The sequence below is a fragment of the Streptomyces sp. NPDC085932 genome, from assembly GCF_044540525.1.
Taxonomy (GTDB): domain Bacteria; phylum Actinomycetota; class Actinomycetes; order Streptomycetales; family Streptomycetaceae; genus Streptomyces; species Streptomyces levis.
This window is the reverse complement of record NZ_JBITSJ010000001.1, coordinates 877,543-902,084: the sequence shown is the minus strand read 5'-3', so window position 1 is coordinate 902,084 and position 24,542 is coordinate 877,543. Positions and strand designations below refer to the sequence as shown.

The window sequence follows — 24,542 nt, the reverse complement described above, 5'->3', positions numbered from 1 at the left end:
CATCACGCCTCCGGGAGCCGGGGCGCCGGGATGCCGACCGACTGGAGCTCGGCACCGACCGAGGTGGGCCAGGCGTCCGCGAGGGCGTCGGGGGTCCAGCCGCCGTCGGCGTAGGCCGCCCTGATCTCCTGCGGATGCGACCAGAGTGCCACCTTGTCGCCGCCGATGCCGATGCACTGGCCGGTCACGCCGCGCGCGGCCCCGGAGGCGAGGAAGGGCACCAGGGCCGCGCAGTCCTCGGGGGTGCCGAAGCCCTCGCCCTTGCGCAGGAAGCCGGGCAGTGGCTCGCCGTTCCTCATCGCGTCGATGTACGGGGCGAAGGCGGGGATGGTCTCGGTCATCGCGGTCGCCGCGACCGGCACGATCGCGTTGACGGTGATGCCCGCCCGGCCCAGCTCCATCGACCAGGTGCGGGCCATGGCGGCGATGCCGGCCTTGGCGGCGGCGTAGTTGGTCTGGCCGAAGTTGCCGCGCTGGCCGGCCGGGGAGCCGACCAGGATCAGCGTGCCGCCCTCGCCCTGCTCGCGCATCCGCACGGCGGCGGCACGGGCGCAGGTGAAGGTGCCCTTGAGGTGGGTGGTGAGCACCGCGTCGAAGTCCTCGTCGGACATCTTCCACAGCACCTTGTCGCGCAGGATGCCCGCGTTGGTGACCAGGACGTCCAGCCGGCCGAACTCCTCGACGGCGCGGTTCACCAGCCGCTCGGCGGCCTCCGAGGTGCCGACCGGGACGACCTCGGCGACGGCCCTGCCGCCCGCCTCCTCGATGGACTTCACGGCCGCCGCGGCCACCGCCTCGTCGATGTCGTTGACGACGACGGACGCGCCGTGGGCGGCCAGGGCGTGGGCGTAGGCGAGGCCGAGGCCCCGGCCGCCGCCGGTGACGACGGCGGCCTTGCCGGAGAGATCGATGCTGGGCACGGGGGGTCCCTTCACCCGGGGGGGTCGGTGCGGGCGCACGGGTCGGCGTGCGAGGTCGAAGCTAAGAGCAATAATTGTTGACGTCAATAGTTGTTGTGATCCACGGGTGCGGGATGCTGGAATCTCCAGGACGCACCGAGCACAGGGAGCCCGCCATCACACGCCAGAACGCCACCCCGAAGCCCATCGACGCGGACGAGCCCTGGATGCGGGGACTGCACGCCGACACGGGCTACCTGCTGTACCGCCTGGGCCTGCGCTCGGGGCAGCTGTTCAACGCCTGCCTGCAGGAGTCGGGGCTGCGCCTGCGCCACTACGCGGTGCTGCGCTTCCTCGCCACCACCGAGGGCGCACCGCAACGCGAGTTGAGCGCCCGGCTGGGATACGACCCGAGCGCGATCGTCGGCCTGGTCGACGACCTGGAGAAGCTGGGCTTCGCCGAGCGCCGCCCTTCCCCCGACGACCGCCGCAGCCGGATCGTCGTCCTGACCGGGGCCGGACGCGCGTTCCTGCGCGACACCGACGAGGCCGGCCTGCGCGTGACCGGCGAACTGCTGGGCCCACTGGACCCCGCCGAACGCGAGACGCTGCACGCGCTGCTGCTGCGGATCGCGGAGGACGGCCTGGCCTGACCGGCCGCAACTGATGTTGTGCAAATGATTGACGGCCGCACGGCGGATGCATAACTTCACGGACCAACCGCGCCCCGTCCCCAGGGAGCCCACCGTGCAGTCATCCCCGTCAGCCACCCGATCCGGCCAACCCGCTCCCGATCCACGGCAGTTGCGCCGCGTGGCCGTGTCCGGCCTGCTGGGCACGACCGTCGAGTTCTACGACTTCCTCGTCTACGGCACGGTCGCCGCGCTCGTCTTCGGCGACCTGTTCTTCCCCCGGGCCGACCCGGCCGTCGGCACGATCGCGGCCTTCGGCACCTTCGCCGCCGGCTATCTCGCCCGTCCCCTCGGCGGCATCGTCTTCGGGCACTTCGGCGACCGGCTCGGCCGCAAGTCGATGATGCTGCTGACCATGGTGCTGATGGGGGCGGGCAGCTTCCTCATCGGCCTGCTGCCGACCTACGACGCGATCGGCGTCTGGGCGCCGGTGCTGCTGGTCGCCCTGCGCGTGGTGCAGGGCCTGGCGATCGGCGGCGAGTGGGGCGGCGCCATGCTCATGGTCGTGGAGCACGCCGAGCACGCGCAGGGCTCCCGGCGCGGTCTGTGGTCGAGCTTCACCCAGCTCGGCGCCCCGCTCGGGTCCGTGCTGTCGGCCGGTGTCGTCACCCTCGTCGCCGCCCTGCCGGACGAGCAGTTCCGCTCGTGGGGCTGGCGCGTGCCGTTCCTGCTGAGCATCGTGCTGCTGGCCGTCGGCCTGTTCGTGCGGCTGAGGGTCGCCGAGAGCCCGCTGTTCGCACAGGTGCGCAGGGAGCCGGTGGACCGGCCGCCGATCCTGGAGGTGCTGCGCCGCCCGAAGCCCGTCCTGCTGGCCGCCTGCGTCGGCATCGGCGCGTTCACCGCCCAGTCGCTGCTGACCAGCTTCATGATCTCCTACGCCGTCGACCAGGGGTACACCCGTCCGCAGGTGCTGACCGCGGTGACGGTCGCCTCCTGCGTGGCCCTCGCCGTGCTGCCCGCCGCGTCCGCGCTGTCGGACCGGGTGGGCCGCCGGCCCGTGGTCCTCGCCGGTGCCGTCGCCTCGGCCGCGCTCGCCTTTCCCGTGCTGGCGTTGGTCGACTCCGGCTCTCCCGGACTGCTGATCCTCGCGCTCGCCCTCGGCCACGGCGTCGCCCAGTCGACGATGTACGGGCCGCTGGGCGCCCTGCTCACCGAGATGTTCGGCACCCGCGTCCGCTACACCGGCGCCTCCCTCGGCTACCAGGGCGCGACCCTGATCGGCGCCGGGTTCTCCCCGCTGATCGCCGGCAGCCTCGTCGCCTCCGCCGGCGGCGGCAGCACCCCGGTGTCGCTGTTGCTGTGCGCGGGCGCAGCGATCACCGCCCTCACCGTGTGGCGGCTGCGCGAGACGCACACGGACGCCCTGGACTCCCCCGCCACCGCCACCGCCCTGGAAGGGACGCGCCGTTGAGGATCCGCCTCGCCCTGCTGACCGCCTGCCTGGCCCTCGCGGCGACCGCCCTGCCCGCACGGGCCACGGCCCCCGATGACACCCACCTGGAGGGCAGGCTCCCCTCGGGAGCCGCGTACGTGATGGACGTCCCGGCGTCCTGGAACGGCACGGTGCTGCTCTACAGCCACGGCTACACCCCGGCGGGCGCCCCCAACCCGGCCCAGAACACGCCCGGTCCGGCCGTGCGCGACACCCTGCTCGCCGAGGGGTACGCGCTGATCGGCTCCTCCTACGCGACGACCGGCTGGGCCGTCACCGAGGCCGTGCCCGACCAGCTCGCCACGCTGGAGCTGTTCACCGAGCGGTTCGGGGCGGCCCGGCGGACCCTCGCCTGGGGCACGTCGTACGGCGGCTTCGTCACCACCGTGCTCGCCGAGCGGCACGCCGCCCGGTTCGACGGGTCGGTGTCGATGTGCGGTCTGGTGCAGGGCGGCGTGGCCAACTGGAACAGCACCCTGGACCCGGTGTTCGCGCTGCGCACCCTGCTCGCGCCCGGCTCGGGCATCCGGCTCGCGGGGTTCGCGGACCAGGCGGAGGCGGTCGCCGCGGCCACGTCCCTCACCTCGAAGGTGGAGGCCGCCCAGCACACTCCGGAAGGCCGGGCCCGCATCGCCCTCGCCGCCGCCCTGCACGGCATCCCCGGCCACAACGACCCGTCCCAGCCCGAGCCCGGCCCCACCGACTGGCAGGCACGGCAGGCCAACCAGTACACCGCCGTGCGAGGGCTGCTGCAGCTGCCCGCGTTCGGCTGGCGGCAGGAGGCCGAGGCCCGGGCGGGCGGCAACCCGTCCTGGAACACCGGCGTCGACTACACCGCCCTGCTGGCCCGGTCGCCGCTGTACAAAGAGGTGACCGAGCTCTACAAGGAGGCGGGACTGTCCTTGCGCACCGACCTGTCGGCCCTGAACCGGGCTCCCCGGATCTCCGCCGATCCGCCGGCCGTGCGGTGGATGCGGCACACCAGCACGCTCTCGGGCCGGCTCACCGACCCGCAGCTGAACATCCACACCACCGGCGACGCGCTGATCCCGGTGGAGGCCGAGAGCGCCTACCGGCGGGCGGCGGGTGCGGCGGGCTCCGCGCGCCTGCTCCGGCAGGCGTACGTCGACGGCCCCGGCCACTGCACGTTCACCACGGGCGAGACGCTGGCCGCCCTGCGCACCCTGGAACACCGCCTGGACACCGGCCGCTGGGACGCCTCGCCCGGCGCGCTCAACTCCCGCGCCCGGCAGGAGGATCCGGCGGCCGAGCCGCGCTTCGTTGCCTACCGCCCGGCCGCCTACCCCCGTCCCCACGACCTCGCGCACCCGTCAGACGCCCGGCCATGACCGCCCCGACCGCGTCCGGCCGGCTGCTGTCCGTGCTCGCGGCCTTCGACCACGAGCATCCGGCCCTGAGCCTGACGGACATCAGCCGGCGGGCCGGGCTGACCCTGACCACCACGCACCGGCTGGTCGGGGCGCTCACCGACTGGGGCGCCCTGGAACGGGACGACTCCGGGGTCTACCACGTGGGGCTGCGGCTGTGGGAGCTCGCCGCGCTGGCCCCGCGCGGACTCGCCCTGCGGCAGATCGCCCTGCCGTACCTGGAGGACCTGTACGAGGCGACGCACGAGAACGTGCAACTGGCCGTGCGGGACGGCCGGGACGTCGTCTACACCGAGTGGCTGTCCGGGCGGTCCGCGGTCGGGGTGCACATCCGCGTCGGCGCCCGCTGGCCCCTGCACGCCACCGGCGTCGGACTCGTCCTGCTGGCCCACGGCGGGGCGGAACTCCAGGACGAGTACTGCGCGGGGGACCTCGCCTCCTTCACCCCGTACACGATCACCGACCCGGTGCGGCTGCGGCGGGTGCTGGCCGAGGTGCGGCGGTCGGATGTCGCGGTGAGCGACCGTCAGGTCACCGAGGACGCCCTGTCCGTGGCCGCGCCGGTGCGCGGCGCGGACGGTACCGTCACCGCCGCCGTGTCCGTGGTGGTGCCGTACGCGGACGCCCAGGTCCCGGTGCTGGTCCCGGCGGTGCGGCTGGCGGCACGGGGGATCTCACGTGCGCTGGGATGGCAGCCCTGACGCCTCCCGGCCCGGGGTCATCGCCCAGCGGATGGTGCGGGTCAGGGCCTGCCCGGTGGGGCGGACGGCCAGGGACTCGACGACCGGCACCCGGGGCAGCCACAGCATGCCGCGCGCCCAGGGCGGCAGCAGCGTGACGGCGTTGGCGGCCAGCCCTCCGTAGAAGGGCCGGGCCGCCAGCGGAAGGGGCGGCTGGAACAGCAGGAAGCGGGCGGCGGCCCTGGCCTCGGGCGTGGCCCGCAGCTCCGGCCGGTAGGCGGTCAGCCGCTCGGACAGCTCGCGGCGGTCGCGCGGCGGGTCCTCGGCGCCCAGCGCCTCGGCGACGCGGGCGGTGTCCGCGACGTAGGCGTCGTAGCCGGCGGCGTCCAGCGGCCGGGCACCGTAGCGTTCGTGGGCGCGCAGGAAGCTGTCCGTCTCGGCGGCGTGCACCCAGGCGAGCAGGTGCGGGTCGGCCGCGTGGTACGGCTCGCCCTCGGTGGTGGTGCCGCGGATCCGTTCGTGGATGCCGCGCACGTGGTCGACCGCCTGCCGGGCGTCCTCGGCGGTTCCGTAGGTCGTCACGGCCAGGAAGGTGCTGGTGCGCTGCAGGCGGCCCCACGGGTCGCCGCGGTAGCCGGAGTGCCCGGCGACCGCCGCCATCGCGAGGGGGTGCAGCGACTGCAGCAGCAGCGCGGCCAGCCCGCCGATGAACATCGACGCGTCGCCGTGCACCGCGCGGATCGGCCGGTCGGGCCCGAACCAGCGCGGTCCGGGCGTGTGGTGGATGCGGGCCCGGGTCTCGGGCCCGCCGGGTCCCGCGACACGGTGGAACAGGGCCCGGCCCAGGTGTTCTCGGACTCCGGTCAGCACGGTCGGCCTCCCTTCCCCTGCCGACCAGTGTCCGTCATGCGAGCGCGGTCGTGGGCCGCCGGGGTCAGGTCCGGTGCTTCGCCGCCTCGCTGTCGGCCCGGCCGCCCGCCCCCAGCGGCCCGGTGCGGCGGAGGGGACCCTCGGCCTCCAGACGGGGCAGCGCGCGGCGGGTCACGCGCAGCACCACGGGCGGCAGGGCCGAGCGGACCGGCTGGGCCAGCCTCAGCCAGGCGGGCGCGTACACCGCCGTGCGGCGGCGCTCCAGGCATCCGGCCAGGCGGGCGGCGACCTCGTCCACGGGGTGCACGCGGCGGGCCGGCGGCGGCATGTGGGCGCGCAGCTCCCGCAGCACGGCGTAGCGGTCGGCGTCGCGGATCATCTCGGTGTCGGTCCAGTTGATGTAGGCGATGCCGACGCCCACGCCGCGGTGCGCCACCTCCGCGCGCAGGGCGTGCGCGAAAGCCTCGACGCCCGCCTTGGATGCGCAGTAGGCACTCATCAGCGGGGCGGCTCCGATGGACGCCAGCGAGGCCACCTGGAGGAAGTAGCCCGCGGTGTCGAGAAGGTCCGGCAGGAACGTCCGGGCGGTGTGGGCGCTGCCGGTCAGGTTGACGTCGATCACCCGCCGCCAGACGTCCGGGTCGGTGTCCAGGAAGGCGCCGCCCTCGGCGATCCCGGCGTTCGCCACCACCGCCGAGGGCCGGCCCAGGCCCTCGCGCACGGTCCGGGCCGCCGCCTGGAGGGCGGGGAGGTCGGTGACGTCGGCCTCCACGGCCAGCGCCGGGCCCGGCAGGGACGCGGCCACCGCCTCCAGGGAGGCCTTCTCGTGCCCCAGGAGCGCCACGCGGGCGCCGCGCCGGGCGGTCTCGCGGGCCAGCGCGGCGCCCACGCCGCGGGCGGCTCCGGTGATGACGACCGTGCGGCCGGCGAGCGGACTGCCGCGGCCGGCGAGCGGGGTGCGGCCCATGGGACGCCCTCCTTCCCGGCCGCGCAGGCCGCGGGGTTCAGCGCCTGGTCCCGGTGCGGTCGCGCCGCGCCAGGAGCCGTTGCGCCCGGGCGAGGCCGGGCGGCAGGTTGCGGCGCAGTGCGGCCCGGGCGGCGTTGGACCCGGGCGCGCCGTGCACCCCGCCGCCCGGGTGGGCGCCCGAGGAGGCGAGGAACAGGCCGGGCACCGGGGTCTCCGGGCGGCCGGTGCCGGGCAGGGGGCGGAAGACGAGCTGCTGGTGCATCGCGGTCGTCCCGCCGTTGATCGCGCCGCCCGCCAGATTGCCGTCCATGGCCTCCAACATCGGGGGCGCCAGGATGCGGCGGGCCCGGATCAGGTCGCGGAAGCCCGGCGCGAACCGTTCCACCTGGCGCTCGACCCGGTCGGCGAAGAGCTCCTGGTCCTTGGCCGTCCAGTCGCCGGTGATGCCCTCGTCGCCCGCGTCGGCCCGGATGTCGTGCGGGATGTGGGTGTAGGCCCAGGCCGACTCGGTGCCCTGCGGGGAGCGCGTGGCGTCCGAGGTGGTCATCTGGCCGAAGATCGTGAACGGGCGGTCCGGGACCTGCCGCATGGCGATCTGGGCGGCGAAGCGGGTGAGCTCGTCCATGCCGTCCGCCAGGTGCACCGTCCCGGCCCGGGACGCCTGCTCGGCCTGCCAGGGCACCGGGCCGTCCAGCGCCCAGTCGACCTTGAAGGTGGCGAAGTCCCACTGGAAGCGCCGCAGGTCCTCCAGGAGCTGCGCGGGCAGGTGCTCGGGCTCGACGAGCTCGCCGTACAGGGCCGGCACCGAGACGTCCGCGAGCACCGCCCTGCGGGCGCGTACCGCGTCACCGGCCGCCGTGCGCACCCCCACGGCCCGCCCGCCGCGGACCACGACCCGTTCGACGCGCTGCCCGCAGCGCACCCGTCCGCCCAGGCTCTCCAGACGGCGCACCAGGGCCGAGGTCAGCGCCCCGGAGCCGCCCGCCGGCACCGGGAAGCCGTAGGTCTGCCCCAGCATGGCCATCAGCCAGCCGAAGCCGCCGCTGCCCGACGACTCGGGGGCGAGGTCGGCGTGCAGGGCGTTGCCGGCCAGCAGCAACCGGCCGCCCTGGCCGCGGAACTCCTCCTCGCCCAGGCGCCGCACCGGCAGGACCAGGGAGCGGGCCATGCGCAGACCGCCCGCCGCCCGCAGCCTCAGCGCCAGCCGGGCCGTCGCGCGCACCGGCGGGAACGGCGTGAACAGAGCGTCCAGGAGGTCGGGGCGCAGGCCCTGCCACACCTCGTGCAGCCTCCGCCAGGCGTCGCCGTCGGCCGGGTCGAAGGCGTCGAGGGACGCGGCGGTGGCGTCGACGTCACGGTCCAGGACCGCGCAGCTGCCGTCGGTGAGGGGGTGGGCCAGCACGCTGGGCGCGTGGCTCCAGCGCAGCCCGTGGTCCTGCAGCCGCAGCCCGGCCAGGACGGGCGAGGCGGCCGCCAGGGGGTAGAAGGAGCTGAACAGGTCGTTGACGAACGCGGGGTCGACCCCCTGGTCGTGGCGCACGGCACCGCCCGGTTCGGGCTGTTCCTCCAGCACCTCCACGCTCCACCCGGCGTCCGCGAGGAGGTTCGCGGCCACCAGGCCGTTGGGTCCCGCGCCGATCACCACGGCGTCAGGCATGGCGGGAACCGTCCGCGTCGGAACCGACGGTGACGTGGCCCAGGGGGCGGTGACCGCCCCGCGCGTTCCCCGCTCCGGCCTCGCCCTCGCACAGGCGGGCCAGCCGGGCCAGCATGGCGCGGTGGCGGAGCTGGATCAGCGCCTCGAAACCGACGTTGTGCAACCGCCCGCCGGCCCCGCGCAGGGGATGCTCGTCGACGATCACCAGGCAGTGCTCGCCCCAGGGCCGCAGCTCGATGGCGATGCGTGCGGTGCCGAGCGCGCCGGCGTGGGCCTCGAGCTCCAGTCGGCTGCCCTCCTCGCAGAGGCGGACGGTCGTCTCGTTGTCCAGCTGCACCGGCCCGATCCGGACCTGATAGCGGATCGCGGCGTCCTTGTGCGGCCAGTGCCCGCGCACCGGGTGGGACTCGGAGGTCCCCACCACCCACTCCGCGTAGCGGTTGCCGTCGGCGAGGACGTCCCACACCGCGCTCGGCGGGACTCGGATCAGGTGATGGCGTACGGCCACGGATGCCTCCTGCTGCCTCGACCGGGTAATGCGTCCCGAGTGCCCCGCCGGGCCCGTTTCAACAACGCGGAGGGCAACCGTCACGGCCGGGCGGGAGTCGAACCCTGTGAGGTGCTCAACGGGGGGAGACCGGGATGGCACAGTCGGACAGGGCGCGGCGGTGGGCTCGGTGGCTGGCGGCGCACCGGGTGTGGCAGCACGTGTTGCGGTGGTTGATCATTGCCGTCGTCATGATGATCGTCGTCACCCTTGCCCACTTCGCCGGCCTCCCCGAGTGGACGCTCGGGATCGGCATCGTTCTCGGGCTCGCCATGGACGACGGCATGGCCTGGTACGTGAAGCGCTGGTCCGCCGCACCGGACCGGCCGGGCGGCGAGCGGTCCTCCGGCTGACGCCCGGCCCGCCGCTTTCACCCTCCGCAACCACCGGCTCCCGACGTACCTTTCCTGGCTTCGTCCCTTGACGGCCCGGGTGCGGTGGAGCACATTGGCGGCACTTTGAGAGCGCTCTCACCCCTTTCCCCGAGAGGCCCCCACATGAGCGACACCTCAAGCACCTCCCGCAGACCCCGCCCGCTGCGGCGGGCGTTCGTCGCCGTCGTGAGCACGCTCGGGCTCGCTGCGGCGGCCGCCGCGGTCGTCGCCCCGTCGGCCGACGCCTCGGCCCCGCCTCCCCCGTCCGGCTGGACGCAGGTCTTCCTGGACGACTTCGACGGCCCCGCCGGCAGCGGCGTCAACACCTCGAACTGGCAGTACGCCACCGGCAAGGGCTACCCGGGCGGCCCCGCCAACTGGGGCACCGGCGAGATCGAGACCATGACGAACAGCAGGGACAACGTCTCGCTCGACGGCAACGGCAACCTGCGCATCACGCCCCGCCGGGACGCCGCCGGCAACTGGACCTCCGGCCGCGTCGAGACCAACCGCACCGACTTCCAGCCCCCGGCCGGCGGCAAGCTGCGGGTCGAGTCACGCATCCAGGTGCCGAACGTCACCGGTGCCGCCGCCAAGGGCTACTGGCCGGCGTTCTGGATGCTGGGCGCGCCCTACCGCGGCAACTACTGGAACTGGCCGGCGGTCGGCGAGCTGGACATCATGGAGAACACCCAGGGCATGAACACGGTGTTCGCGACGATGCACTGCGGCACCTCGCCGGGCGGGCCCTGCAACGAGACCAGCGGCATCGGCGGTTCCACCACGTGTCAGGGCACCACCTGTCAGGCCGGCTTCCACACCTACCGGATGGAGTGGGACCGCTCGACCGGCGTCGAGGAGATCCGCTTCTACCTCGACGGCGTCAACTTCCACACCGTACGCGCCAACCAGGTCGACGCGACGACCTGGCGCAACGCCACCGACCACGGCTTCTTCATCATCCTGAACGTGGCGATGGGCGGCGGCTTCCCGGACGCGTTCGGCGGCGGCCCGGACGCGGGCACCCAGCCCGGCCACGCGATGGTCGTCGACTACGTGCAGGTGCTGTCCTCGGGAGGCGGCGGCACCACGCCCCCGCCCACCGGCGACCGTGACGCCTACGGCACCATCCAGGCCGAGTCGTTCGACGGTCAGTCCGGCGCCATGACCGAGACGACCACCGACTCGGGCGGCGGCCGGAACGTCGGCGCGCTGGCCAACGGCGACTGGCTGCAGTTCAAGGGCGTGAACTTCGGCTCCACGGCGGTCCGGCAGTTCAGCGCCCGGGTCGCGAGCGGCGCGGCGAACGGCGTCAGCGGGCTGGTCGAGGTGCGGCTGGACAGCCGGAGCAACGCGCCCGTCGGCAGCTTCGCGGTGGGCAACACCGGCGGCTGGCAGTCGTGGCGGACGATCCCCGCCGACATCGCCTCGGTGACGGGCACGCACGACGTCTATCTCACCTTCACCAGCGGGCAGCCGGCGGACTTCGTGAACGTCAACTGGTTCACCTTCGGGCGCTGACCCGTCCCGGGAAGGGGCTCCACGCGCGCGTGGAGCCCCTTTTCGCCGCCCTCAGCGCAACTCCGCGCGGAACGCGGCCGGGGTCTGGTCCGTGTGCTGGTGGAAGAACTTGGAGAAGTTGGCGGCGTCCGGGAAGCCGACCGCCGCGCCCACCCGGCCGATCGGCAGGTCGGTGTGGGCGAGGAGGCGTTTGGCCTCCAGGACCACGCGCTTGTCGATGAAGGACTTCGGGGTCTCGCCCGTGGCGGCGCGTACCGCGCGGACCAGGGTGCGGCGGGAGTAGCCGAGCGCGTCGGCGTACGCGCTGACGCTGTGGTTGGTGGCGAAGTCCCGCTCCACGGCGTCCCGGAAGAGGGTGAACGTGGAGTCGGCGCGCTGGCGCTGCGCCTCGGCCGAACTGGCCGCCAGATGCGCGAGGCGCAGCAGGAACGCCGTCAGGGTGTGACGCAGGACAGCGGTGTGCAGGCTGAGCGGCAGTGTGGCCGTGTCCTCGTACTCGCGCCGCAACTGGCCGAGGGCGTCGCGCAGTCCGGCGAGCCGGGCGGGGTCGGGGTGCAGCAGCGGCGGCAGGTCGTAGCGGTACAGGCCGGTGGCCTCCACGGTGGAGCGGGGCAGGAAGCCCGGTTGCATGGTGAGCACCGTTCCGCGGTACTCGCTCGTCCGCGAGAAGCGGTGGACCTGCCCCGGGCGGATCCACAGCAGGTCCCCGGCGCCGGCCTCGTACTCGGTGAAGTCGACCATGTGCCGGACCGGGCCCTCGCCGAACAGCATCACGACGTGGAAGTCGATGCGGTGCACACGCTCCAGCGGCGCGTCGGCGTGCCAGGTGCGGCCGGTCCCCATCGGGCCGATCTGCATGCCGACACCGCCGACGCTCAACTCGACCGGGAAGGGGAACGTTCTGATCCCGTCGCCGCCTCGGATGCTTCTGTCCGCCATGCCCGCCATGTCCGCCTCGCGCCCCCTGTCGGTGTCCCACTTTCACCACAGGCTGGCACACGGTGACCTTCCGAAGAAAAAGTCAGACTTTTAATTTTGAACGCGTCAGACCAGCCCCTTCGTTCCTATCGAGGACTTCTTGAAGATGAGCACGCAGACAGCGGACCGCTTCGAATGGACCGAACTCGACCGGCGTGCCGTCGACACCGCCCGGATCCTGGCGGCCGACGCCGTCCAGCGGGTCGGCAACGGGCATCCCGGCACCGCGATGAGCCTGGCGCCGGCCGCCTACACGCTCTTTCAGAAGGTGATGCGGCACGACCCCGCCGACCCGGAGTGGACGGGCCGTGACCGTTTCGTCCTCTCCCCCGGCCACACCTCGCTGACTCTTTACACGCAGCTGTACCTCGCGGGCTACGAGCTGGAACTGGACGACCTGAAGGCGTTCCGCACGCACGGTTCGAAGACGCCCGGGCACCCCGAGTACGGTCACACCGCCGGCGTGGAGACCACCACCGGCCCGCTGGGCCAGGGCGTGGCCAACGCGGTCGGCATGGCGATGGCCGCCCGCTACGAGCGCGGCCTGTTCGACCCGGAGACCCCCGAGGGCGAGTCGCCCTTCGACCACACCATCTGGGCGATCGTCTCCGACGGCGACCTCCAGGAGGGCGTCTCCGCCGAGGCCTCCTCCCTCGCCGGCCACCAGAAGCTCGGCAACCTGGTCTTCCTCTACGACGACAACCACATCTCCATCGAGGGCGACACCGCGACCGCGTTCTCCGAGGACGTGCTGCAGCGGTACGAGGCCTACGGCTGGCACGTGCAGCGGATCGCCCCGCGCGAGGACGGCGACATCGACGTGCGCGCCCTGTACACGGCGCTGCGGGCGGCGCGGGCCGAGACCGGGCGCCCCTCGATCATCGCGATGCGCACGATCATCGCCTGGCCCGCCCCGAACGCGCGGAACACCGAGGCCTCCCACGGCTCGGCGCTCGGCGAGGAGGAGGTCGCCGCCACCAAGCGCCTCCTCGGCTTCGACCCGGAGCGGAGCTTCGAGGTCGCCGACGAGGTGCTGGCCCACACCCGCAGGGCTCTGGACCGGGGCGCCGAGGCGCACGCCGCCTGGGACAAGCGGATCGCCGCCTGGCGCGGCGAGCACCCGGAGCGGGCCGCGACCTTCGACCGTGTCAGCAAGGGCGAACTGCCCGAGGGCTGGGAGGACGCCCTGCCGGTGTTCGAGCCGGGCAAGGCCGTCGCCACCCGTGCCGCCTCCGGCAAGGTGCTCCAGGCGCTCGGCGCGGTCCTGCCCGAGCTGTGGGGCGGCTCCGCCGACCTGGCCGGTTCGAACAACACCACCATCGACAAGACGTCGTCGTTCCTGCCGCAGGGCAACCCGCTGCCGGAGGCGGACCCGTACGGCCGGACGGTGCACTTCGGCATTCGCGAGTTCTCCATGGCAGCGGAGATGAACGGCATCGCCCTGCACGGCAACACGCGCGTCTACGGCGGCACCTTCCTGGTGTTCTCCGACTACATGCGCAACGCCGTACGCATGTCGGCCCTGATGCAGCTGCCGGTGACGTACGTGTGGACGCACGACTCCATCGGACTCGGCGAGGACGGTCCCACCCACCAGCCGGTGGAGCACCTGGCCGCGCTGCGCGCCATCCCCGGCCTGAACGTCGTACGGCCCGCCGACGCCAACGAGACCGCGGTCGTCTGGGCCGAGATCCTGCGCCGGCACACCACCGACCCGGCCCCGCACGGCCTGGCGCTGACCCGTCAGGGCGTGCCCACCTACGAGGTGAATCCCGACGCGGCCCGCGGCGGCTACGTCCTCGCGGACTCCTCCACGGAGGTGCCGGAGGTGGTCATCGTCGCCACGGGCAGCGAGGTGCAACTCGCCGTCGCCGCGCGCGAGGCGCTGGAGGCCGAGGGCACGGGCACGCGGGTGGTGTCCATGCCGTCGGTGGAGTGGTTCGAGCAGCAGCCGCGGGCCTACCGCGACAGCGTGCTCCCGCCGGCCGTGAAGGCCCGGGTCGCGGTCGAGGCCGGGATCGGCCTGACCTGGCACCGCTTCGTGGGTGACGCCGGACGCATCGTCTCCCTGGAGCACTTCGGCGCCTCCGCCGACGCCGAGACCCTGTTCGCCGAGTACGGCTTCACGCCCGGGAACGTCGTCGCGGCCGCCCGGGAATCCCTCACCGCCGCACGCGGTTGATCCGACCGCACGAAGGAAGATGATCACTGTGACCGAAGCAACCGCGAGCGCGGGAGCACTGAGGCGCCTGTCCGACGAGGGCGTGTCCATCTGGCTGGACGACCTGTCGCGCCGGCGGATCGAGTCCGGCGGCCTGGCCGCGCTCGTCCGGACCAAGGGCGTCGTCGGCGTCACCACCAACCCGTCGATCTTCCAGGCCGCCATCGGCTCCGGCGAGGGCTACGAGGAGCAGCTCGCCGACCTGGCCGTGCGGGGCGTGACCGTCGACGAGGCCGTCCGGATGATGACGACGGCCGACGTCCGGGCCGCCGCCGACGTGCTGCGGCCGGTGTACGAGGCGACGGGCGGCCGCGACGGCCGGGTCTCCATCGAGGTCGACCCCCGGCTGGCCCACGACACGGCGGCGACCGTCGCCGAGGCCCGGCAGCTGGCCTGGCTGGTGGACCGCCCCAACGTGATGATCAAGATCCCGGCGACGAAGGCGGGCCTGCCCGCGATCACGCAGGTGATCGGCGCGGGTATCAGTGTCAACGTGACCCTGATCTTCTCCCTGGAGCGCTACCGCGAGGTGATGGACGCCTACCTCGCCGGCCTGGAGCGGGCGCGGGCGGCGGGCCTGGACCTGTCGGCGGTCCACTCGGTTGCGTCCTTCTTCGTCTCCCGGGTCGACGCCGAGATCGACAAGCGGCTGACGCTGCTGGGCACGGACGAGGCCCTCGCGCTGAGGGGCCGGGCGGCCCTGGCCAACGCGCGGCTCGCCTACGAGGCGTACGAGCGGGTCTTCGCCGGGCCGCGCTGGCAGTCCCTGGAGGAGGCCGGGGCGAACCGCCAGCGCCCCCTTTGGGCCTCCACCGGTGTGAAGGACTCCGCCTACGAGGACACCCTGTACGTGGACGGACTGGTCGCCCCCGGCACGGTCAACACCATGCCGGAGGCCACGCTGAACGCCGTCGCCGACCACGGCGACGTCCGGGGCGACACGGTCACCGGCGGGTACGACCGGGCCCGGGCGGACCTGGCGGCCGTGGAACGGCTCGGCATCGGGTACGACGAGGTGGTGCGGCAACTGGAGGACGAGGGAGTGGCCAAGTTCGAGGTGGCCTGGCAGGACCTGCTGGACGCGGTCACCAAGTCCTTGAACAGCGAGGGAGTTGACGCGGAATGAGCGAGGGCATCCACCGGACGGCCGAGCAGGAGACGAAGGAGACCAAGGAGACCAAGGAGGACAAGGAGGCCCGGACGGCGCAGGAGGCGGCCGCGGTGGAGCAGACCGGGGTCGACGGCACGGCCGGGGCGGCAGACAGCGACCAGCCCGGCGACGCCGGCGCGGCCGAGGCCGCCGGGAGCGAGCGGACCGGCGACGCCGGCACGGGCCAGGCGGCCGGAGGCGAGCAGGCCGGGGACGGCGGCTCGGCGGACGCCGCCGCGCGTGGGAACCGCGGGGACGCCGAATTCGACAACCCGCTGCGCGACGCGCGCGACCGCCGGCTGCCCAGGATCGCGGGCCCCTCCGGGCTGGTCATCTTCGGCGTGACCGGCGACCTGTCCCGCAAGAAGCTGATGCCGGCCGTGTACGACCTGGCCAACCGGGGCCTGCTGCCGCCGGGCTTCTCCCTGGTGGGCTTCGCCCGCCGGGACTGGGAGGACCAGGACTTCGCGCAGGTCGTCCACGACGCGGTGCGCGAGCACGCCCGGACCCCGTTCCGCGAGGAGGTCTGGCAGCAGCTCGCCGAGGGCATGCGGTTCATCCCGGGCGACTTCGACGACGACACGGCGTTCAAGCAGCTGCGCTCCGCCGTGGAGGAGCTGGACGCCTCCCGGGGCACCAGCGGCAACTACGCCTTCTACCTCTCGGTGCCGCCGAAGTTCTTCCCGAAGGTCGTCCAGCAGCTGAAGAAGCACAAGCTGGCCGACGCCCCGGAGGGCTCCTGGCGCCGCGCGGTCATCGAGAAGCCGTTCGGGCACGACCTGGAGTCGGCCGAGGAGCTCAACCGGATCGTGCACGACGTGTTCGACCCGGAGCAGGTCTTCCGCATCGACCACTACCTGGGCAAGGAGACCGTCCAGAACCTCCTGGCGCTGCGCTTCGCCAACCAGATGTTCGAACCGATCTGGAACCGGTCCTTCGTCGACCACGTGCAGATCACCATGGCCGAGGACATCGGCATCGGCGGCCGTGCCGGCTACTACGACGGCATCGGCGCCGCCCGCGACGTCATCCAGAACCACCTGCTCCAGCTGATGGCCCTGACGGCCATGGAGGAGCCCGCCGCCTTCGACGCCCCGTCGCTGCTCACCGAGAAGCTGAAGGTCCTCAAGGCCGTGCGGCTGCCGCAGGACCTGGGGCAGGGCACCGTGCGCGGGCAGTACGCGGCGGCCTGGCAGGGCGGCGCCAAGGTGCGCGGCTATCTGGAGGAGGACGGCATCGACCCGTCCTCCACGACCGACACCTACGCCGCGGTCCGGCTCCAGGTGGACAACCGCCGCTGGGCCGGCGTGCCGTTCTACCTGCGCACCGGCAAGCGGCTGGGCCGCCGGGTGACGGAGATCGCCGTCGTCTTCCAGCGCGCCCCGCACTCCCCCTTCGACTCCACGGCGACCGAGGAGCTGGGCGCCAACGCCATCGTCATCCGCGTCCAGCCGGACGAGGGCATGACGGTCCGCTTCGGCTCCAAGGTGCCGGGCACGTCGATGGAGATCCGGGACGTGACGATGGACTTCGCCTACGGCGAGTCGTTCACCGAATCGAGCCCCGAGGCGTACGAACGGCTGATCCTGGACGTCCTCCTGGGCGACGCCAACCTGTTCCCGCGTCACCAGGAAGTGGAAGAGTCCTGGAAGATCCTCGACCCGATCGAGCGGTACTGGGCCACGAACGGCCGGCCCGCGCAGTACGCCTCGGGCAGCTGGGGACCCGCGGAAGCCGACGAGATGCTCGCACGAGACGGACGGAGCTGGCGCAGGCCATGAAGATCGACCTGACCGACACCACGGCAAGCAAGATCAACAAGGCGCTGGTGCAGGGCCGCCGCGCCATCGGCACGCCCGCCGTGGGCATGGTCCTGACGATGGTGATCGTCACGGACGAGGAGAACGCCTACGACGCGATCAAGGCCGCCGAGGAGGCCTCGCACGAGCACCCCTCGCGCACCCTGGTGGTCATCAAGCGGCACGCCCGCACCCCGCGCGACCGCCAGTCCTCCCGGCTGGACGCCGAGGTACGGGTGGGCGCGGACGCGGGCACCGGCGAGACGGTGATCCTGCGGACCTACGGCGAGGTGTCCGACCACGCCGACTCGGTCGTGCTGCCCCTGCTGCTGCCGGACGCGCCGGTGGTGGTGTGGTGGCCGGTGGACGCCCCCGACGTGCCCTCGAAGGACCCGCTCGGGGCCCTGGCCCAGCGGCGGATCACCGACCTGTACGCCGTCGAGGACCCGCTGGGGACCCTGGAGCGGCGGGTCCGCTCCTACGCCCCCGGCGACACGGACCTGGCCTGGACCCGGCTGACGCCCTGGCGTTCGATGCTGGCGGCGGCGCTGGACCAGGCCCGGGTGAAGGTGACCTCGGCGGCCGTGGAGGCGGAGGCCGAGAACCCGGCCGCCGAGCTGCTGGCCCGCTGGCTGGAGGCCCGGCTGCACGTCCGGGTGGACCGCGTGGTCACCGCCGGGCCGGTCGTGACGGCCGTGCGCCTGGGCACCGGGAACGGCGAGATCGTCATCGACCGCCCCGAGGGCCCGCTGGCCACGCTGACCCTGCCGGGCCAGCCGCCCCGGACCCTGGCACTGAAGGTCCGTGCCACCTCAGAACTCATCGCCGAGGAGCTGCGGCGCCTCGACGCGGACGAGATGTACGCCATCGCCCTGAACGGCGAGGCAACCGAGGAGACCCCCGCTCATGTCTGACTCCCCCGCCGGCTCGCCCCGGCTCACCCGGCGGCCCGAATGGGCCGCCCTGGAGGACCACCGCACGGACGCGCTGCCGCAGCCGGACCTGCGCCGGCTGTTCGAGGCGGACCCGGGCCGCGCCGAACGCTACGTCGTGCGCGTCGGTGACCTGCGCATCGACTACTCCAAGCACCTGGTCACCGACGAGACGCTGGCCCTGCTCCAGGAGCTGGCGGCCGCCACCGACGTGTTCGGGCTGCGGGACGCCATGTTCCGCGGCGAGCGGATCAACACCACCGAGAACCGGGCCGTGCTGCACACCGCGCTGCGGGCCCCGCGGGACGCGGTGGTCGAGGTCGACGGGGAGAACGTCGTGCCGGGCGTGCACGCCGTGCTCGACAGGATGGCCGCCTTCGCCGACCGGGTCCGCTCGGGCGAGTGGACCGGCCACACCGGCAAGCGCATCCGCAACGTGGTCAACATCGGCATCGGCGGCTCCGACCTGGGCCCCGCGATGGCCTACGAGGCGCTGCGGCCCTTCACGGACCGCTCGCTGACGTTCCGCTTCGTGTCGAACGTGGACGGCTCCGACCTGCACGAGGCCGTGCGCGACCTGGACCCGGCGGAGACACTGTTCATCGTCGCGTCGAAGACCTTCACCACCATCGAGACCATCACCAACGCCACGTCCGCGCGCTCCTGGCTGCTGGCGGGGCTCGGCGGTGACGAGAAGGCGGTGGCCCGGCACTTCGTGGCGCTGTCGACCAACGCCGAGAAGGTCGCCGGGTTCGGCATCGACACGGCCAACATGTTCGAGTTCTGGGACTGGGTCGGCGGCCGCTACTCGTACGACTCCGCGATCGGCCTGTCCCTGATGATCGCGATCGGCCCGGACCGCTTCCGGGAGATGCTCGACGGCTTCCGCATCGTCGACGAGCACTTCCGCAACGCCCCCGCCGAGGCCAACGCCCCGCTGATCATGGGCCTGCTGGGCATCTGGTACGGCAACTTCCACGACGCCCAGTCGCACGCCGTCCTGCCCTACAGCCACTACCTGTCCAAGTTCACCGCCTATCTCCAGCAGCTCGACATGGAGTCCAACGGCAAGTCGGTGGACCGCGACGGGAACGCGGTGGAGTGGGAGACCGGGCCGGTGGTGTGGGGCACGCCCGGCACCAACGGCCAGCACGCCTACTACCAGTTGATCCACCAGGGCACCAAGCTCATCCCGGCCGACCTGATCGGCTTCGCCCGGCCGGTCGCCGAGCTGAGCGACGACCTGAAGGCCCAGCACGACCTGTTGATGGCCAACCTGTTCGCGCAGGGCCAGGCGCTCGCCTTCGGCAAGACCGCCGACGAGGTGCGCGCCGAGGGCGTGCCCGAGGAGCAGGTGCCGCACCGCACCTTCCGCGGCAACCACCCGACTACGACGATCCTGGCCACCGAACTGACCCCGTCGGTCCTCGGCCAGCTCGTCGCCCTCTACGAGCACAAGGTGTTCGTGCAGGGCGCGGTGTGGAACATCGACTCCTTCGACCAGTGGGGCGTCGAACTCGGCAAGGTCCTCGCCAAGCGCGTCGAGCCCGCCCTGACCGAGGGCGCGGACGTCCCCGGTCTCGACCCGTCCACGGCCGCGCTGGTGGCCGCCTACCGCAATCTTCGGGAAGTGAGCTGACATGCAGATCGGTCTTGTGGGTCTCGGCAAGATGGGCGGCAACATGCGCGAGCGCCTGCGCAACGCCGGCCACACGGTCATCGGCTACGACACCGACCCCGAGAAGTCGGACGTCGCCAGCCTGGCCGACCTGGTCAACGAGCTGGAGGCGCCCCGCACGGTCTGGGTCATGGTCCCGGCCGGCGACCCCACCCAGCACGTCATCGACCGTCTGGCGGACCTCCTCAAGCCGTACGACACGGTGGTCGACGGCGGCAACTCGCGCTGGACGGACGACGAGAAGCACGCCGAGGAGCTGAGCAAGCGCGGCATCGGCTTCGTCGACGCGGGCGTCTCCGGCGGCGTGTGGGGCCTGAAGAACGGCTACGCCCTGATGGTCGGCGGCGAGAAGGAGTACGTCGACCGGCTGCGGCCCATCTTCGACGCGCTCAAGCCGGAGGGCCCGTACGGCTTCGTCCACGCGGGCCGGGTGGGCGCCGGGCACTTCGCCAAGATGGTCCACAACGGCATCGAGTACGCCATGATGCAGGCCTACGCCGAGGGCTGGGAGCTGCTGGAGGCCGTGGACTCGGTGGACAACGTCCGCGAGGTGTTCCGCTCCTGGCAGGAGGGCACCGTCATCCGCTCGTGGCTGCTCGACCTCGCGGTGAACGCCCTAGACGAGGACGAGCACCTGGAGAACCTGCGCGGCTACGCCCAGGACTCGGGCGAGGGACGCTGGACGGTGGAGGCGGCGATCGACAACTCCGTGCCGCTGCCCGCCATCACCGCCTCCCTGTACTCCCGGTTCGCCTCCCGGCAGGACGACTCGCCGCAGATGAAGATGATCGCGGCGCTGCGCAACCAGTTCGGCGGTCACGCCGTCGAGTCCGCGAAGAAGGCGTAGCACTGTGGGTGATCTGCTGCTGGTCCGCCACGGCGAGACGGAGTGGAGCCGGAGCGGACAGCACACCAGCTTCACCGACCTGCCCCTCACCCCGCGCGGTGAGGAGCAGGCCGGGTCGCTGGCTCCGCTCCTGGCGGACCGTCCCTTCGCCCTGGTCCTCACCAGCCCTCTCGCCCGCGCGGTGCGCACCGCCGCGCTCGCGGGCCTGAGGGCGAGCGGGGAGGACCCCGATCTGCACGAGTGGCACTACGGCGCCTACGAGGGCGTCACCACCGAGGAGATACACCGCACCCGTCCCGGCTGGGACCTGTGGACCGACGGGGCCCCGCCCGGTCCGGACGGGCCCGGGGAGTCCCCCGAGGAGGTCGGCAAGCGCGCCGACCGGGTGCTGGCCCGGGTGGCCGGGGCGCTGCCCGAGGGCGACGTGGCGCTGGTGGCGCACGGCCACTTCCTGCGCGTCCTGACCGCCCGCCGGCTGGGCCTGCCGCCGTCGGAGGGGCGGCTGTTCCGGCTGGAGACGGGCACGGTCTCCCGGTTGTCGACCGAGCACGGCCGGCCGGTGATCCAGGAGTGGAACATCAGGGCGTGACCGGCCCCGGCCGGAGGTGAGTTGACAGCCTCCGGCCGGGACCACCAGAGTCCCCGTCGATGCAGATCGACGACATGACACCCGCCGAGCAGCGGGTATGGGACGCCTTCCCGCGCGGGGAGGACGTGGACTTCCGCGCGGCGGCGCACGAGGACCCGGCGCGGGGCGCCGGCCGGGGACCCGACCGGACCGTACGGGCGTCCGTGCTGCGGGCCCTGCTGCTGAGCGCCCCGCAGGAGGACGGGGAGACGGCCGCGCTGCGGCTGGCGGGGGCGCGGATCACCGGCGAACTCCGCCTGCAGTACGCGGACATCGACCACGCGGTGCGTCTGAGCGACTGCTTCTTCGAGGACCCGCCCCTGCTGTACGCGGCGCGGCTGCGTCAGCTCAATCTGCGCGGCTCGGCGCTGCCCGGCTTGAGCGCCGAGAACCTGCGTGTGGACGGCGTCCTGCGCCTGACGGACTGCCGGTTCGAGGGGCCCGTCCGGCTCGGCGGGGCGCAGATCGCCGGGGCGCTGTTCCTGGACGGGGCCGACGTGGGCGCACCGCCCGCGGGGCAGCCCGCGCTCCAGCTCAACCACGTCACCATCGGCGACGGTCTGTCCGCGCCGGGCCTGCGCACACGCGGGGAGATCCGCCTCACCGGCACGTCGACCGCCGGCACCGTCGACCTCAGCGGGGCGCGGCTGGACTCCGGGCCGGACACGGCCGCGCTCGACGCGGTCACCCTCACGGTGGAGGGCGACGTCCTGCTGCGCGAGGCGGACGTGCACGGCTGGATCGGCCTGCGCGGCGCCCGTATAGCGGGCCGGCTGGACTTCTCCCGCGCCCGCCTGGCCCATCCCGGTGACACCGCGCTGCGGGCGAGCAGTTGCACGATCGGGGAGCTGTGGCTGCGCGGCGGCCCGCCGGTGTCGGGCGCGCTCAACCTGCGCCGTGCCCACGTGGACGTGCTGTTCCTGGACCCGGACGTGGTGCCCGGGGAGGTCCTCCTCGACAGCCTCGTCTACACCTCCCTCACCCCGCACGAACCCGCCGAGCGGCGCCTGGCGATGCTGGAACGGGACCGTGAGGGCTATGTCCCGCACGCCTACGAGCAGTTGACCGCGGCCTACCGCCGGATCGGCGACGACGACGCAGCCCGCCTCGTCCAGCTCGCCAAACAGCGCCGCCGGCGCGCCACCCTGCCCTGGTACGGCAGGCTGTGGGGCCGCGTGCAGGACGCCACCTTCGGCTACGGCTTCCGCCCGCTGCGCGCGGCGGGCTGGCTGGTGTCACTGCTGCTGACGGGCTCCGTCGCCTATGCCCTGCACCACCCCGAGCCGCTGAAGCCGGGCGAGGCACCCGAGTTCAACCCGGTCTTCTACACCCTCGACCTGCTGCTGCCGGTGATCTCCTTCGGCCAGGAGGGCGCGTTCGCCCCCACCGGCTGGTACCAGTGGCTCTCCTACGCCCTCGTCCTCACCGGCTGGATCCTCGCCACCACCGTCGTCACCGGCGTCACCCGGACCGTCAGCCGCCAGTGAGCCCTCGCACCGCGTGCTGCGCCGCCAGCCGCACCGGCGCGTTCGCGGCGCCGTAGCCCCGGTAACCGCCGTCGCGCTGGACCAGTTCGAAGAAGACCCGGCCCACCGTGCGCGTGTAGCAGTGCCGGAACACGCCCCCGGCGTCGCGGTCGTAGAGGATGCCGAGGTCGCGGTAGGTCTCCAGCTCACCGTCGGCGAACTCGAAGCGGGCGGCGAGGTCGTCGTGGTAGTTGGCCGGGACGGGCAGCAGAGCGCCGCCCGCCGCGCGGAAGGCACGGGCCGCCGCGACCACGTCGTCGGTGGCCAGGGCGATGTGCTGGGCGTGGACGGTGTCGTCGGCCGGCGCGGCACCGACGGTGAGGACGATCCGGACGCCGCCGTCGGCGCTGGTGACGGCCCGGCTGCGCAGCAGCCCGTAGGGGTCGGCGACGTCCACGCTCTCCCGCGCGTCCAGGCCGAGCACGCCGCGGTGGAAGAGGACCGCCTCGTCGAAGTGGTGCCAGGGCTGGGTGAGGGCGAGGTGGTCGATGCCCCGGACGCCCACGCCGGGGGCGGGCCGGCCGGCCTCCGCGAAGTCGGCGCGCCACCCGGCCGGTTCGGGCCGGCCGGTGGCGCAGAGGAACAGCTCCGTGCCGTCCGGGGCGGCGACCGCCTCCAGCGCCGCGTCCCCGGCCGCCCGGCGGCGCGGCAGCACGGGCGCGAGCAGCGCCTCGGCCCGCCGGGCCGCCCCGGCCGGGTCCGGTGACTCCAGCCCGATCGCGGCGAGCCGGGCGCCCTCGCGGCGGCCGGCCGGGCCGGTGTTGACGAGGATCCGGGCGTCGCCCTGCTCCCACAGGGTGACGGGCTTGCCGCGGTGCCGCGCGGTACGGGTGAAGCCCAGGGCCCCGAGCAGGGCGGTGAGGGGCTCCGCGTCGGGCGTGACCAGTTCGGCGAAGGCGACGCCGGTGGGGACGACGGGCCCGGGCAGGGACGCGCGCCCCACCGTCTCCTGGAGCAGCAGCAGGGAGCGCCGGGCGTCCACCGCGGTGGGTCCGGCCTCGGCCTGCCGGAACACGTCGTTGAAGACCTCCAGGGACAGCGGCCCGTCGTAACCGGTGGCCAGGACGTGCCGTACCAGGCCCGCGACGTCGAAGCCGCCCTGGCCGGGGAAGCAGCGGTAGTGGCGGCTCCACTGCAGGACGTCCATGGCGAGCAGTGGGGCGTCGGCGAGCTGCAGGAAGAAGATCTTCTCGCCGGGAATGTCCTCGATGCCCCGGGGGTCCGAACCGCGGGAGAGGATGTGGAAGCTGTCGAGGCAGGTGCCGAGCGCCGGGTGCCCGGCCGTCTCGACGATGCGCCAGGCGTGGTCGTAGGTGCTGACGTGCCGGCCCCACGCCAGGGCCTCGTAGGCCACCCGGACCCCGCACTCCCGGGCGGTGTCGGCGAGCCGGCTGAGCTGCTCGGCGGCGAGGGCGTCGTCGTCCACCGCGTGCGGGGAGACGCTGGAGCAGACGAGGACCGTGCCGGCGCCGAGCCTGCGCATCAGCTCGAACTTGTGCCGTGCGCGCCGCAGATTGCGGGCGAACTCGGCCTCGGGGACGGCCTCGACGTCCCGCATCGGCTGGTACAGGTCGATGCCCAGGCCCAGGTCGGCGCAGCGGGCCCGGATCTCCTCGGGAGTGAGGGGGCTGGCCAGCAGGTCGTTCTCGAAGATCTCCACCCCGTCGAAACCGGCCCGGGCGGCGGCGTCGAGCTTCTCGGTGAGGGATCCGCTGAGGGAGACGGTGGCGATGGACGTACGCAACGTCGGTGTCCC

21 protein-coding genes are annotated in these 24,542 nt (G+C 73.4%); 14 read left to right on the top strand and 7 right to left on the bottom strand.

Annotated features, from left to right (window positions below):
• Window positions 1–2: 2 nt before the first annotated feature.
• A complete protein-coding gene (locus ACIGAQ_RS03560) occupies window positions 3–920 on the bottom strand; it encodes an SDR family NAD(P)-dependent oxidoreductase (RefSeq protein WP_399778849.1) in 918 nt (305 codons plus the stop codon).
• A 206-nt stretch (window positions 921–1,126) separates the two neighbouring features.
• Here ACIGAQ_RS03560 and ACIGAQ_RS03555 point away from each other — a divergent pair, with 206 nt between their 5' ends.
• From ACIGAQ_RS03555 to ACIGAQ_RS03540, 4 genes are all read left to right on the top strand, one after another.
• On the top strand, window positions 1,127–1,552 hold the full coding sequence (locus tag ACIGAQ_RS03555; protein ID WP_311681192.1) for a MarR family transcriptional regulator: 426 nt from the start codon (window positions 1,127–1,129) through the stop codon (window positions 1,550–1,552).
• 160 nt (window positions 1,553–1,712) lie between these two features.
• Window positions 1,713–3,002 (top strand): MFS transporter, encoded by a 1,290-nt coding sequence (locus ACIGAQ_RS03550; protein ID WP_399778847.1) that lies wholly within the window; start codon window positions 1,713–1,715, stop codon window positions 3,000–3,002.
• Window positions 2,999–4,372 (top strand): alpha/beta hydrolase family protein, encoded by a 1,374-nt coding sequence (locus ACIGAQ_RS03545; RefSeq protein ID WP_399778845.1) that lies wholly within the window; start codon window positions 2,999–3,001, stop codon window positions 4,370–4,372. Before ACIGAQ_RS03550 ends, ACIGAQ_RS03545 begins: the two co-directional genes overlap by 4 nt.
• Window positions 4,369–5,112: an IclR family transcriptional regulator gene (locus ACIGAQ_RS03540; RefSeq protein WP_399778843.1), complete on the top strand. Its 744-nt coding sequence runs from the start codon at window positions 4,369–4,371 to the stop codon at window positions 5,110–5,112. Before ACIGAQ_RS03545 ends, ACIGAQ_RS03540 begins: the two co-directional genes overlap by 4 nt.
• On the opposite strand, the gene ACIGAQ_RS03535 is transcribed toward ACIGAQ_RS03540, so the two are convergent.
• From ACIGAQ_RS03535 to ACIGAQ_RS03520, 4 genes are all read right to left on the bottom strand, one after another.
• Window positions 5,086–5,961: an oxygenase MpaB family protein gene (locus ACIGAQ_RS03535; protein WP_399778841.1), complete on the bottom strand. Its 876-nt coding sequence runs from the start codon at window positions 5,959–5,961 to the stop codon at window positions 5,086–5,088. The genes ACIGAQ_RS03540 and ACIGAQ_RS03535 overlap by 27 nt on opposite strands.
• Window positions 5,962–6,025: 64 nt before the next feature.
• Window positions 6,026–6,928, bottom strand: coding sequence for an SDR family oxidoreductase (locus ACIGAQ_RS03530; RefSeq protein WP_399778839.1), 903 nt, complete (start codon window positions 6,926–6,928; stop codon window positions 6,026–6,028).
• A 37-nt stretch (window positions 6,929–6,965) separates the two neighbouring features.
• Entirely contained in the window at window positions 6,966–8,585 is a 1,620-nt protein-coding gene (locus ACIGAQ_RS03525; protein WP_399778837.1) for a phytoene desaturase family protein, read from the bottom strand.
• Complete coding sequence (locus tag ACIGAQ_RS03520; RefSeq protein ID WP_311681093.1) at window positions 8,578–9,093, bottom strand: SRPBCC family protein; 516 nt, start codon at window positions 9,091–9,093, stop codon at window positions 8,578–8,580. Before ACIGAQ_RS03520 ends, ACIGAQ_RS03525 begins: the two co-directional genes overlap by 8 nt.
• 134 nt (window positions 9,094–9,227) lie before the next feature.
• Between ACIGAQ_RS03520 and ACIGAQ_RS03515 the strand changes: the two genes are divergently transcribed.
• Both ACIGAQ_RS03515 and ACIGAQ_RS03510 read left to right on the top strand, forming a co-directional pair.
• On the top strand, window positions 9,228–9,485 hold the full coding sequence (locus ACIGAQ_RS03515) for a hypothetical protein (protein WP_399778835.1): 258 nt from the start codon (window positions 9,228–9,230) through the stop codon (window positions 9,483–9,485).
• A gap of 144 nt (window positions 9,486–9,629) precedes the next feature.
• Window positions 9,630–11,027, top strand: a complete 1,398-nt coding sequence (locus ACIGAQ_RS03510; RefSeq protein WP_399778834.1) for a glycoside hydrolase family 16 protein — start codon at window positions 9,630–9,632, stop codon at window positions 11,025–11,027.
• A gap of 51 nt (window positions 11,028–11,078) precedes the next feature.
• Here the strand turns inward: ACIGAQ_RS03510 and ACIGAQ_RS03505 are convergent, their stop codons facing one another.
• On the bottom strand, window positions 11,079–11,966 hold the full coding sequence (locus ACIGAQ_RS03505; protein WP_311681089.1) for an AraC family transcriptional regulator: 888 nt from the start codon (window positions 11,964–11,966) through the stop codon (window positions 11,079–11,081).
• 145 nt (window positions 11,967–12,111) lie between these two features.
• Here ACIGAQ_RS03505 and tkt point away from each other — a divergent pair, with 145 nt between their 5' ends.
• From tkt to ACIGAQ_RS03465, 8 genes are read left to right on the top strand one after another with little or no spacing between them, the layout of a single operon-like run.
• Entirely contained in the window at window positions 12,112–14,187 is a 2,076-nt protein-coding gene (gene tkt, locus ACIGAQ_RS03500) for a transketolase (RefSeq protein ID WP_399778832.1), read from the top strand.
• A 19-nt stretch (window positions 14,188–14,206) separates the two neighbouring features.
• The gene (gene tal / locus ACIGAQ_RS03495; protein ID WP_399778830.1) at window positions 14,207–15,352 is read left to right on the top strand and encodes a transaldolase; all 1,146 of its coding nucleotides are present in this window, start codon (window positions 14,207–14,209) and stop codon (window positions 15,350–15,352) included.
• Complete coding sequence (gene zwf, locus ACIGAQ_RS03490) at window positions 15,349–17,157, top strand: glucose-6-phosphate dehydrogenase (protein WP_399778828.1); 1,809 nt, start codon at window positions 15,349–15,351, stop codon at window positions 17,155–17,157. Before tal ends, zwf begins: the two co-directional genes overlap by 4 nt.
• The gene (opcA, locus tag ACIGAQ_RS03485; RefSeq protein ID WP_399778826.1) at window positions 17,154–18,089 is read left to right on the top strand and encodes a glucose-6-phosphate dehydrogenase assembly protein OpcA; all 936 of its coding nucleotides are present in this window, start codon (window positions 17,154–17,156) and stop codon (window positions 18,087–18,089) included. The genes zwf and opcA overlap by 4 nt, the downstream gene beginning before the upstream one ends.
• Window positions 18,082–19,746, top strand: coding sequence for a glucose-6-phosphate isomerase (gene pgi / locus ACIGAQ_RS03480; protein ID WP_399778824.1), 1,665 nt, complete (start codon window positions 18,082–18,084; stop codon window positions 19,744–19,746). The genes opcA and pgi overlap by 8 nt, the downstream gene beginning before the upstream one ends.
• A gap of 1 nt (window position 19,747) precedes the next feature.
• Window positions 19,748–20,632 carry a phosphogluconate dehydrogenase (NAD(+)-dependent, decarboxylating) gene (gene gnd / locus ACIGAQ_RS03475; RefSeq protein ID WP_362279186.1) on the top strand — a complete coding sequence of 295 codons (885 nt, stop codon included), beginning with the start codon at window positions 19,748–19,750 and terminating at the stop codon, window positions 20,630–20,632.
• Window positions 20,633–20,636: 4 nt separating this feature from the next.
• Window positions 20,637–21,221, top strand: coding sequence for a histidine phosphatase family protein (locus ACIGAQ_RS03470; RefSeq protein WP_311681081.1), 585 nt, complete (start codon window positions 20,637–20,639; stop codon window positions 21,219–21,221).
• A gap of 59 nt (window positions 21,222–21,280) precedes the next feature.
• Entirely contained in the window at window positions 21,281–22,747 is a 1,467-nt protein-coding gene (locus ACIGAQ_RS03465; protein WP_399778822.1) for a membrane-associated oxidoreductase, read from the top strand.
• Here the strand turns inward: ACIGAQ_RS03465 and ACIGAQ_RS03460 are convergent.
• Window positions 22,734–24,530, bottom strand: a complete 1,797-nt coding sequence (locus ACIGAQ_RS03460; protein WP_399778820.1) for a bifunctional sugar phosphate isomerase/epimerase/4-hydroxyphenylpyruvate dioxygenase family protein — start codon at window positions 24,528–24,530, stop codon at window positions 22,734–22,736. The genes ACIGAQ_RS03465 and ACIGAQ_RS03460 overlap by 14 nt on opposite strands.
• Between the last annotated feature and the right edge of the window lie 12 nt (window positions 24,531–24,542).